Annotated in this window: 10 protein-coding genes; 3 read left to right on the plus strand and 7 right to left on the minus strand. The window is 38.9% G+C overall.

The annotated features are described in order from the left end of the window. Window positions 1-18: 18 nt before the first annotated feature. Window positions 19-723, minus strand: a complete 705-nt coding sequence (locus ACWITO_RS08095) for an ABC transporter ATP-binding protein (RefSeq protein ID WP_448529490.1) — start codon at window positions 721-723, stop codon at window positions 19-21. Next, entirely contained in the window at window positions 716-1,597 is an 882-nt protein-coding gene (locus ACWITO_RS08100) for an Rpn family recombination-promoting nuclease/putative transposase (protein ID WP_448529491.1), read from the minus strand. Before ACWITO_RS08100 ends, ACWITO_RS08095 begins: the two co-directional genes overlap by 8 nt. Before the next feature lie 206 nt (window positions 1,598-1,803). On the opposite strand from ACWITO_RS08100, the gene ACWITO_RS08105 reads away from it, so the two are divergent. Both ACWITO_RS08105 and ACWITO_RS08110 read left to right on the plus strand, forming a co-directional pair. After that, on the plus strand, window positions 1,804-3,327 hold the full coding sequence (locus ACWITO_RS08105) for an Ig-like domain-containing protein (RefSeq protein WP_448529492.1): 1,524 nt from the start codon (window positions 1,804-1,806) through the stop codon (window positions 3,325-3,327). 45 nt (window positions 3,328-3,372) lie between these two features. Then, window positions 3,373-4,230 (plus strand): SGNH/GDSL hydrolase family protein, encoded by an 858-nt coding sequence (locus tag ACWITO_RS08110; RefSeq protein WP_448529493.1) that lies wholly within the window; start codon window positions 3,373-3,375, stop codon window positions 4,228-4,230. On the opposite strand, the gene ACWITO_RS08115 is transcribed toward ACWITO_RS08110, so the two are convergent. Genes ACWITO_RS08115 through ACWITO_RS08130 form a run of 4 tightly spaced genes read right to left on the minus strand, consistent with a single transcriptional unit; the run spans window position 4,220 to window position 7,205 of the window. Beyond that, entirely contained in the window at window positions 4,220-5,362 is a 1,143-nt protein-coding gene (locus ACWITO_RS08115; RefSeq protein ID WP_448529494.1) for a methionine aminotransferase, read from the minus strand. The genes ACWITO_RS08110 and ACWITO_RS08115 overlap by 11 nt on opposite strands. 35 nt (window positions 5,363-5,397) lie before the next feature. Then, window positions 5,398-5,886 (minus strand): peroxiredoxin family protein, encoded by a 489-nt coding sequence (locus ACWITO_RS08120; RefSeq protein ID WP_448529495.1) that lies wholly within the window; start codon window positions 5,884-5,886, stop codon window positions 5,398-5,400. Between the two features lie 12 nt (window positions 5,887-5,898). Further along, window positions 5,899-6,900, minus strand: a complete 1,002-nt coding sequence (locus ACWITO_RS08125) for an isocitrate/isopropylmalate dehydrogenase family protein (RefSeq protein ID WP_448529496.1) — start codon at window positions 6,898-6,900, stop codon at window positions 5,899-5,901. After that, window positions 6,897-7,205: a YtxH domain-containing protein gene (locus tag ACWITO_RS08130; protein WP_448529497.1), complete on the minus strand. Its 309-nt coding sequence runs from the start codon at window positions 7,203-7,205 to the stop codon at window positions 6,897-6,899. Before ACWITO_RS08130 ends, ACWITO_RS08125 begins: the two co-directional genes overlap by 4 nt. 311 nt (window positions 7,206-7,516) lie before the next feature. Between ACWITO_RS08130 and ACWITO_RS08135 the strand changes: the two genes are divergently transcribed. Continuing rightward, window positions 7,517-8,614 (plus strand): tetratricopeptide repeat protein, encoded by a 1,098-nt coding sequence (locus ACWITO_RS08135; RefSeq protein ID WP_448529498.1) that lies wholly within the window; start codon window positions 7,517-7,519, stop codon window positions 8,612-8,614. 60 nt (window positions 8,615-8,674) lie between these two features. Here the strand turns inward: ACWITO_RS08135 and ACWITO_RS08140 are convergent, their stop codons facing one another. Beyond that, complete coding sequence (locus ACWITO_RS08140) at window positions 8,675-11,104, minus strand: TonB-dependent receptor (RefSeq protein WP_448529499.1); 2,430 nt, start codon at window positions 11,102-11,104, stop codon at window positions 8,675-8,677. Window positions 11,105-11,458: the final 354 nt, after the last annotated feature.

Genomic DNA, 11,458 nt, shown 5'->3' on the forward strand with positions numbered 1-11,458 from the left:
TACAAACTAAAAGGCTTTTTACCTTTCAAGAAACTCCCAAACTTGCTCTGCTTGCCAATAGCTTAAAAAAAGATACTTTTTTTCGTTGTTAAGAAGCAAAAGTTTATCTGCGTATTCAAGAGCAAGGTCAATTTCGTGTGTGGAAAGCAGTACACATTTACGCTCTTCTTGGGCAATTCTTTGGAATAGTTGTAAAATTTGCTTCCTAAAATATACGTCGAGAAAAGCAGTAGGTTCATCAGCCACTACTACAGGGGTATCTTGGGCAATGGCTCGGGCAATCATTACCCTTTGTCTTTCGCCATCACTGAGATTTTGCAGATTTTTGTTTAACAAGGCTTGTACTTCCGTTTTTTGGATAGCTTCTTGTATGGCTTGGGTATCTTTTTCTTGCATTTGGGCGAGCCAGTTCAGGTGGGGGGTTCTGCCCAGCAGTATAGTTTCATAGACATTGAGAGCATAAGCAGAAACAGGCGTATTGGGGAGTACAATACTGATGGTTCGGGAGATTTCTTTTGCAGAAAGTTCCTGAATATTTTTTTGAAAAATCTTGATTGTGCCTTCAAATTTCAGAAAACCGCTTATACATTGAAGCAAAGAAGATTTCCCTGTTCCGTTTCTACCTAAAATACAAACTAGCTCGCCTTGCAGGCATTGAAAGTTGATATTTTCAAGAATTTTTTTCTGCCCAAACGAAAGCGATACATTTTGAATCTCAACCATTGAGTTTTTTTCTGATTGTAGCAATTTCTTTTTTGGAAATTCCAGTTAGCTCTGCAATAGTTTCATCATCAAAACCCTTTTGGATAGCTTTTTGAACAACCTCTTCTTTGGCTTTTTCAATGCCTTTTTCAATCCCTTCCTGAAATCCTTTTTCCATACCTTCTAAAAGCGTTGTTTCCAAAACATTTTTCCAATCGCGAGCATATTTTTCGCTTTGTATATATGCGGCTCTTTCTTTGGGCGAGTAATTGGCAATTTCAGCGGTACGGAATAACTTTGAAAACACCCTTTCTTTCACTTTGGGAGGCATCTGGTCTAATTTGGTGAGATTTTTTAACACGTAAAGCCATTTATCCAAATGATTTTTCAGCTCTTTTTCCTGCTTTTCAAATTTGGGCATTTCAATATAAATAAATCGCAATTTCTCATTAAAAACTTTTCCTGTATGCTTTTCTATCAGTTGCACATCGTGAATGTATTGTGTGGGGTGGGTATCGTCAAAGGTGAAATCCATTAGAGCAATGGTATAAACTGCATTGAGTTTGAAGTTCCAGTCGCCAGTGGTGGCTTGCTCTTGCAGAGGAAAAGTGGCATAATAAAGACTTCTGTCTTTGAAATAAAGTTGTCTTGCTTTTTGTAGTTCTACGATATACTTTTCACCCTTATCATTTTCGCAATAAAGGTCAAAAATGGCTTTGCGGTCTTCGGTGGTATTGCCCAAGTTTTCGGTTTTAAGAAAATTTAGCGTTTTGATTTTACCCTTTTCAGGTAATAGACTTTCCAGAAAATCAATGAGTAAGTCTTTGTTTTCTTCTGTTCCAAAAATTTTTTTGAAACCAAAATCAGTAAAAGGATTGATATAACGCCCGGGCATACTTGTTTTTTTCCACAAAAATACTAAAATTTCGCTTTCTAAAAAACTTATCCATCTTTGCAAGGTTTATTGAATCTGAAAAAAAAATTGGCTTTCAACAACTTAAAGTGTTTGCTTTTGGGAAATTGCTTTGAGTTCATCATAATTCATTTACCTTTTGGACTTTGGAAGTATCAATGGAAAAGGCTTAAAAATCCCACTACAAAATGAAAAAATTTTGGCTACTATATTTGTGTCTGTTTTTATTTGAAGGGTTTGTGGCAAATGCTTTACCTACGGATACGCTGTTATTTCCTGCTCGGAATGCTACATCAGTTCCCAGTAATGTTCGCCTGAAAATTTATTTCAACGAAAATATCCAAAAAGGCACTGCGGGTAGTGTGAGAATTTTTGATGCTACGAGTAACAATCAAATTTTTTTCATTCCAATTACTTGCAGTTGTATTACGGTTTCGGGAAATTCGGCAGAAATAGTAATGCCTGCTTCGCTTTCTTTCAATCAGGTGGTTTATGTTCTGATTTCCTCAGGTGCTTTCAAAAATATGCTCAATCAGGATTTTGCAGGCTTTGATGATGCCTTCGATTGGCGTTTTTCTATTGCCAATGGGCTTGTTACGCATCAAAGTTTTAACCCTGCTCCCAATACGCAGTGCCTTTCTTTACAACAAAACACCTTTCAAATTACGCTTTCTGCTCCTGTAATGGCAAGTCCTTCGGGAAAAATCAGAATTTATGAAAAAGCGACAAATACGCTACACGAGCTAATTCCTGTGCAAAGTTCTCGGGTACTTATTAGTGGGCAGGCAGTTTCTTTTTTGATAAATCAGCCCTTACAGCCTTTTCGGGAATATTACATAACCATTGACCCTGGAAGTTTCAAAACCTCGGCAGGGGCAGTGTATGAAGGTATCTACGATAGTTCTGTATGGCAATTTCGTACCACTCTGGCAAAGCCGCAAAGCACCCAAGCAAATTTATCGGTCTGTGCAAGTAGTTCTGTTTTGTTGAGGGTTACTCACCCTACTGCTACGCAATTTCGTTGGTACAGAGGTAGCAATCCTAATCCTATTACCAATGCCATAGGGCAGGTCATCAGTACAGACACGGTTCGTATCCAGATTACGCAGAGTACTATTTTGTATGTGAGTGCTTGGCAAGCGGGTTGCGAAAGCGAAAAAACGGCTATTGAAATTATTGCAAATCCATTACCTAACCCCACCTTGCCTCCTGCTGAAATTCGTATAGGCAGAAATGTTCCATTTACATTAGAAGCCAATGGTGGCGTATTGTATCAGTGGCAACCTTCGGAAGGGCTTTCCTCGCCCAATTCAGCTATTACGCAAGCTATCGTAACAGAAAATACGGCTTTTCAGGTAACTATCACCAATGCCGAAGGGTGTAGCGTAGTGAGAACCGTGCGGGTGGTTGTTGATGATAGCGAAAAGGATTTCTTCTTACCCACACTTTTTAGCCCTAATAATGACGGCATACACGACTATTTGAGGGTTATGGGAAAAAATATTGCTGAAATAGAGTGGAGCATCTATGATAGAAACGGAAAACTGCTGTATCGGACTCGCAATGTATCAGAAGCTATGAATACAGGTTGGGACGGCACTTTTCAGGGTGTTCCTCAGCCCCAAGAAATGTACATCTGGACTATTCAGGGGAAATTTTCAGATGGCTCACCACTTCCTCAAAAAGCGGGCAATGTACTTCTTTTGCGTTAGCACAACTTTTTCTGTTCTAAAAGCGTTTTGCAAAATAAAAATCTAATGAATGCTTTACTTTTGCTTGCTGTAATTTTGCTCGTTTTGCTTGTAGCGGGTGCTGTGGTCTATGCTTATTTGTATCGTTTTTTGTTCAAAACAGCCCCTAATAGTCCTCAAAACTTTTTACAAAAGAAAGAATTTACAGAAAAAAAGCGTATTCTTTTTGCAGGAGATAGCCTCACTTGTGGCAATATGAGTGCCAATTATACCGAAATGGTAGCTAAACAACTTGGCGAGCATTATGAGTATATCAATGCAGGAGTAAATGCGGATTTGGCTTACAATCTATTGCAAAGACTTGATGAAATTATTGCTTGCAAGCCACAATTTGTGAGCATACTTATTGGTACAAATGATGCCAATGCTACGCTTTTCAAAGAAAATCAGGCGGTTTATCAGAAACTGAAAAAACTTCCACAACCTGCTACAATTTTTTGGTATGAAGAAAATCTTTGCAAAATCGTAGAACGTCTGCAAAATGAAACTTCTGCCCAAATAGCACTTATTTCAATGCCTGTTTTAGGCGAAAACCTGCATCATAAAGCCCACACACACATCAGAGAATATGTAGAAGTAGTGAAAAAAACTGCCCAAAAGTATCAGGTAGCTTATTTGCCTTTTTATGAAAAACACGTAGCATTTTTGGAGCAAAAGCCTGCTACTCGCAAGCAATATCACCCAAACCACAAACTTATTGAACTTGCAATGTTTCAGCGATACATTTTAGGTAGAACCTGGGACGAAATTGCTCAAACACACGGCTTTCATACAGTTACAGACTTCATTCACCTCAATAGTGTAGGGGCAAAAATACTTGCTGAATTAGTTTGTGAGTGGATTGAGACTACAACTAAATTTTAGCCAATTTTTCTACCGCTTTTTCCAGCGTTTCATTTTCTTTGGCAAAGCAAAAACGCAGAAGTTTATGGTCGTTTTGTTTGTTGTAAAAAACTGACAGCGGAATAGGGGCTACTCCAAACTCTTTGGTCATACGGATAGCAAAATCTGTATCTTTTTCTTCCGAAATTTTGGCATAAGAAACAAGCTGAAAGTATGTGCCTTCCACTTTTTTTAGTTCAAAGCGTGTATTCTGCAAAAGATTTTGAAAAAAATCGCGTTTTTCTTGGTAAAAGGCACCAAGTTCTTGGTAAAGGCTCTTTTCTTTCAGAATTTCGTAAAAAGCTACTTGTGCAGGCAGATTTACACAAAAAACATTGTACTGATGAACTTTGCGAAATTCGTTCATTAAATTTTCGGGGGCAACTACGTAGCCTACTTTCCAGCCTGTAACGTGATAGGTTTTGCCAAAAGAAGATACTACCAAGCTACGTTTGGCAAGTTCGGGATAGCGTAAAACGCTCTCGTGAGGTTGGTTGTCAAAAATGATATGTTCATACACCTCGTCGCTGATGATGAGAATATCTGTGTCTTTGGTGAGTTTTTCTAATTCTTGCAAATCTTTCTTTTTGAGCGTGCTACCTGTGGGGTTGTGTGGGGAGTTGATGAGAATGAGTTTGGTTTTTTTGGAAATCAGTTTTTTGACCTGTCCCCAAGGAATGGAAAAATCTTGTGGGTTAAGCTCCACAAATTTAGGAACACCTTTGCAAAGACGTATGGCGGGCAAATAGCTATCATAGACAGGCTCTATGAGAATAGCTTCCTCATCAGGATTGAGCAGAGCCATAATAGCTGTAAAAATAGCTTGGGTAGCACCCGCAGTAATGGTTATTTCTGTAGCAGGGTTACAAGTGAAATGGTAGGTTTCTTGGATTTTTTCAGCGATTTTTTCTCGTAGAGGCTCATAGCCTTGCATAGGAGCATACTGATTAAATCCTTTTTTCATTGCTTTGCTTTTGGCTTCAATGAGTTTGGGGTGCGGCGAGAAGTCGGGAAAGCCTTGCGAAAGATTGATAGCCCCATACTCTTTTGCCAAAGCACTCATTTGCGTAAAAATGGTTGTTTTTACTTCGGGCAATTTGGAAAATAGTTGCATAGTTTTCAAGTTGCAGGATACTTCTCAAAAAAGATTTACTTGTTTTGCAGTAACTCCTCAATTTTGGCATCAATCACTTGTGGAGTTTTAGGGGCACCATTAACAATCATCAGTCCTTTTTCATTGAGTACGATATTGCCTTTTTCGTCTATTACGATATTGGTCGGATAGCCTTGTACGCCCCATTGTTGGGCAATGGAGCGGGCATTGGCAATGTGTTTGTACTCAAATTTTTCGGTAGTCAGAAAATTTTTCAGTGTTTCTTCGCTATCGGTGCAGAGTGCAAGAAAAACTACATTTTTATCCTTGTACTTTTCTGTAAGTTTTTGCAGATAAGGAATTTCCATCAAACAAGGTTTGCACGCCTTGAACCAAAAATTTAAGACAACGATTTTACCTTTCAGTTCGCTGAACTTAATTTTTTCGCCTGTGATGGTGGTAGCTTCAAAATCGGTAATTTTTTGGGCAATCCCGCTTGTGGTAATTGCCCAAAAGAAAAGAAAAAATAAAGTTGCTTTTTTCATAAAAAACGTTCATTATGCAAGATTTGCAATTACATTTTGGGTAAAAGTTTTGGTATTGGCTTTTCCGCCCAAATCACCTGTGCATAGATCTTTTACGGCAAGTGTTTTATCCAAAGCCGTATCAATGCGTTTAGCCACTTCATTTTCGCCCAAATATTCCAACATCATAATAGCAGAACGCAAAATAGCCGTAGGATTGGCAATACCTTTGCCAGCAATATCAGGAGCAGTGCCGTGCACGGCTTCAAAAATAGCGACTTCATCACCAATATTTGCACCGGGTACAACCCCCAAGCCGCCTACCAAACCCGCACACAAATCGGATAGTATATCGCCGAAAAGGTTAGAAGTAACAATTACATCAAATTGTTCGGGTTTGGTAACCAACTGCATACACATATTATCAATAATTTTATCGTTCCATTCTACATCAGGGTAGTCTTTGGAAACGATTTGTGCCGCTTCCAGCATCATTCCACCCGATTTTTTGAGAATGTTGGCTTTATGAACTACGGTTACCTTTTTGCGTTTGTACTTTTTGGCATACTCAAAAGCCGCTTTCACGATACGCAAACAGCCTTTCATTGAAATACGGCTGATAGAATCTACAATTTGCAGGCGTTCATCATACAAAATTAAGCCTGAATACAAACCTTCGGTATTTTCACGAAAAAGCACTAAATCTACATCTGTAAAACGCGTATTGATGCCTACTGTATTTTTGCAAGGACGCACATTTTGGTATAAATCATATTTCTGACGCAAAGAAACATTGATGCTCTTAAATCCACCACCTACAGGGGTTTCTACGGGACCTTTGAGGGCTACTTTGTTGCGTTCAATAGATTCTAAAAGGCTACTTGGCATTAGTTCGCCATATTTTTCGTAGGCAGTTTTGCCTGCGATTTGTACTTCCCATTGGATAGGGGCATTTGCCGCCTGAAATACTTCCTGAACGGCTTCTACAATTTCTGTTCCTATCCCATCACCGGGTATGAGGGTTACGGTTTTCATTCTTTATGCTTGATTTGTTCCATTAAGTTTTCTACGTCTTTCAAAAGGGTTTCTGCTTTATTTTTAGCTTCATTTACTACTTGTTCGCCTTTGGTTTTTGCCATACTGATATGCTCTTCTTTGCCTTCTTTGAGCTTTTTGAGAAACTCTAAAAGTTGCTCACGCATTTTTTTGAGCTGATACGTGAGTTTTTTGCGTGTTACTTTGCCTTCGTTGGGGGCAAAAAGAACACCCAAAATAGCCCCTACACTCGCACCTACGAGTAAGCCTACCCAAAAATGGTCTTTTTTTGAATTGTCTTCCATACAACAAATTTTTAGTTTGGCTTGCAATTTACATATTTTAGGAAAGATTTTTGGAAAGAAAAAAAATTTTTTCGCCTTAAAACAAAAAAGTTTCCCAAACAGGAAACTTCTTTGCGTCTTAATAAAACAACATCATCGCTTCCTTGCTTTGTGATGTGCAGGGAAGGAATTATTGTGCAACAAAGTTGCATAATAAAATTTTAATTTGCAACAAAATTGCAAAAATATTTGTAAAATTTTTTCGTTTGTTTTTTGAGGAATGTTTTGTTAGCTTTGCAAGCGTTGTGTATTACTTCAAAATTTGTTGTTTTATGAGAAAAATGTTTTGGATAGTCAGCTTTTTGAGTTTGGTGATTGTGTATCAAATTCAGGCACAGGTAGGTTCTGCGATGGTCAATTTGGAGCAGGGAAAATTGGATAAAGCCAAAGAAGCCATAGATAAAGCCTTGCAGAACGAAAAAGACGCTCAAAAATCTAAAACTTGGTTTGTGAAAGGAGAGGTGTATAGTGCCATTGCCCAAAGCCCTATTCCCAATTTTGCTAATTTAGATAAAAATGCGGCTCGTACTGCTCTGCAAGCCTATCGGAAAGCAATGGAACTTGAACCCAACCAAAAAGGATATTACAAAGATGCTGAAAATGCTATCAAAACCAAGTTGTACGCTTGTGCTATCAATCAGGGAGCAAATTTGTACAATTCCAAAGAAAAAGACTTGGCAAATGCCCTGATAGCTTTTGAAGTAGCTCACGAGGCGAACCCTATGGATACTGTGGCTGTTACGTATGTTTCGGCTCTGGCTTGGGAAACCAAAAACTACGACAAATTTTTAGCCTATGCCGAAAAAATTGAAAAAATGAACTTTCACCCTTCTACCAAGAAAGTTACCAAATTGCAAATGGCATACCTGCACGCTGAAAGAAAAAATACTGCCAAAGCGATTGAAATTTTGGAGGGAGCTATCAAGCAATATCCTAACGATAAGCAAATCTGGGGGCTTGCGGCAGAATTGTACGAACAGCAAATCAAAAATGGAGGACAAAACAATTTGATTGAGTTTTACGAAAGAGCAGTCAAGCAATTTCCCAATGACGTTGATTTCTGGAAACTTTTAGGCTATGCTTATTGGAACAAAGCTGTTGAGGTTGAAAAGGAAATTCGTAAGAAAAAAGAAGCCGAAGGACTTACAGGAGAACTGAAAGACCCCAAAAAACAGCAAAAAGCTCGTGAATACAATACCATTGTGGATAATGAAATCAAAAAGGCTATTCCACCGCTTGAAAAAGCAGACCAGCTTAAACCCAACGACTTTGATATAATGGATTTGCTTCGTGCCTGCTACGAAACACTCGGAATGAAAGATAAAAAAGCAGAAATGGATAAGAAAATCAAAGCCATAGGCAGAGAGTAAGCAATTTGATTTTTACTTTTTACGGCGAAGCCTTCGCTTCAAGCGAAGGCTTCGCCGTATCTAAAACTCCACAATAAACCCAATTGTAGGAAGTACCGTAGGGTCGTTGTTTTCTAAAATCACAGGAATTGCATTAGAGCCGTCTATGCGTATGGGTTGCCCATCGGTAGTAGCAAAGCCCGAGTTATCAGCGGTTCTCTGAAAGGTATATTGTGGGAAAGCGGGGCTGGGAAGTACAAAAGCATTGACTACATCAAGGTACAAATCCAAAGTCCAACGGCGGAAATTGATTTTCTTATCCAAACGGAAATCAAAAGACTGAAACGCTCCTAAGCGTTGTGTGTTATATTGCGAAAGATCTAAAATACCTTCGCCTATACTTAAATAATTTCGGCGTGAGGCTTCCAAATCGAAAGGCGTAAAGGGTGCCCCACCCTGATAGCGATATTTTAAGCCCATTTCCCAACCTTTTCCAAATTTTTTACCCAAAATCCCTGAAAATAAATGTCTTGTATCCCAAGCCGAAACAATGTACTTACCATTGAGGTCGGTGTATTCAGACCAAAAAAGCGTGTAAGAAGCCGTAAAAAACAAATTTTTTACTAGTTTTTGCTGTGCAAAAAGCTCTATTCCGTAGGTTCTGCCTTTGCCCGTAGGGCTTACAGGCTCATTGCCGATTGCTCCAAAATTACCTCCCTGATTTGCCAAAGAAACGCCTTCACGCAAAGAAATAGGATAGTTTTCGTAAGTTTTGTAAAAACCTTCCAATGTAAAACGCAAGCTCGGCTTGGGCATAAATTCAACACCTGCCGTAAAATGATTGTTAGCAATATAAGGCGAATTTCTATTGGCAAAGTTGCCCTGCTCATCTCTAAAACCCAATACCGTGTAAATGGGTATTTTGTAATAACGCCCCACTGAAGCCGAGGCAAACCATTGTTCATTGATTTGATACGAGAGAGCAAGGCGTGGCGAGAGCGTTCTGTAAAACTGCAAACCTGTATCAGTAAAAGTATTCATATCGCTACGCAAACCCGCAGAGATGCCCCAGCGGTCAAGGGTTTTGCTTACCTGACCGAAAAAGCCTAAACGGAAAAAATCAATTGCAGAGCTAGCGAAAATATCAATTTGAGGCTGAATGATATTACCAAAGTCATCACGAATTTCTCTACGAAAACGATTGAAAAAGTTATTGTTAAATTTGACATATTGCAAAACTCCTCCATAACTCCATTTCCAAGTACCATCTTTTTTGTTGAAATCTATACGCAGTTTGTTTTCAATTTCCTGAGAACGTACCCGTAAAGTTCTGCGACTTTCATCACCAAATTGAGCATCTTCAAATCTATCTAAACGATTTTCAAACATATTACGGCTCAAAGCAATATTTACGTAACCTTTGGGAATAAGCCTTCTGAGTGCAAAGCCTGTCGTATAATTCCACTGATTGATAGCAGGATTTGAGCGTAAAACGTACTCTTTGGTAACATCAGACTCGCGAGGCACACCAAAGGAAAACTCATCAATAGCTCCCAATCCAATAGCCGTAAGGGTAGTTTTGCTATCCAGTTGGCTACTTACTTTATACTGAAAATCCCAATAATTGGGGCGAATAGGCAAATCCAGTGCCGCAAACAAAAATTGCAGGTAAGACCTACGCACGGAAGCCAAATAAGTTGTTTTTTTAGACAAAGGACCTTCAAGAGTAGTAGCCAGCTCTGTTCCTGAAAGTCGGATATTACCCGAAAAGCGTTCAGGGTTTCCATTTCTTTGCTTGAATTCAAGCACTGATGAAAGTGCATTATCAAAGCGAGCATGAAAAGCCGAACTGCTAAGCGTTACATCTTCAATAAAAGAAACATTCAAAATGCCCGTAGGACCGCCCGCTGCTCCTTGGGTGGCAAAATGATTGATAATAGGCACTTCAATACCATCTAAATAATACACATTTTCGTTAGGGGCACCACCACGAATGATAATATCGTTACGAAAGCCTCCTACCGAACCTGCTGTTCCGCCTACGCCGGGCAAAGCCTGAATCACACGAGAAATATCAAAGTTTCCGCCTGGGTTGCTACGTATTTCCTCTGTGGTAAGTTTCTGCACCGAAAGAGGTGTTTCCAATGTTGCGGCTGAAGCTGATTTAGAGGTTTTTTCGGTAACCTCTACGGCTTCAATGTTTTGCTCATCTTCCAACTCAAAATTAAGAATCTGAGCATTTCCCGAAGTTACTACAACGTTGTATTTGGTTTGACTTTTGTAGCCCGCTACCGAAGCAGTAATATTGTAGCTTCCTGTGGCTATTTCTAAACGAAAGTTACCATTTTCGTCAGATATTGCACCTATTTCGGTGCTTTCAACCTTGATAACCGCACCTACTAAAAGTTCTTGGGTGTTTCTATCTTTGATAGAACCTAAAATGATACCTTTGGATTGTGAGAAAGCAGAAAAAGAAAAGAAAGTAAGTAGAAAAACATAAAAAAATCGCATAGCCTTAAAAAATTTAGAAAACCAACCTCAAAACTGCCAAAAGGAATATATTGTTTGAAAGTTGTCTAAATTTTTCAGTCGCGGCTTTATGTTGTATGACAAGGTGAAATAACTTTTAAGATATTCATTTTCAATTCAGCTCGGGAAAATAAAAAGCTTTTTGCATCAGGAATAATACCAAAAAAGTTTATCGGAAGGTGTTTTTTCTAATTTACAGGTTTAGCTTACGAAGCCCTCATTTTCAATGAAGGCTTCGCTAATTTTTGAAAAATCCTATCAAGGATATAAACTCTTAAACCTTACCGCATCTGCTATGGGGATATAGTTAATTGGAGTAGTTACGTCTTTGCATCT

This window comes from Raineya sp., from assembly GCF_053497555.1.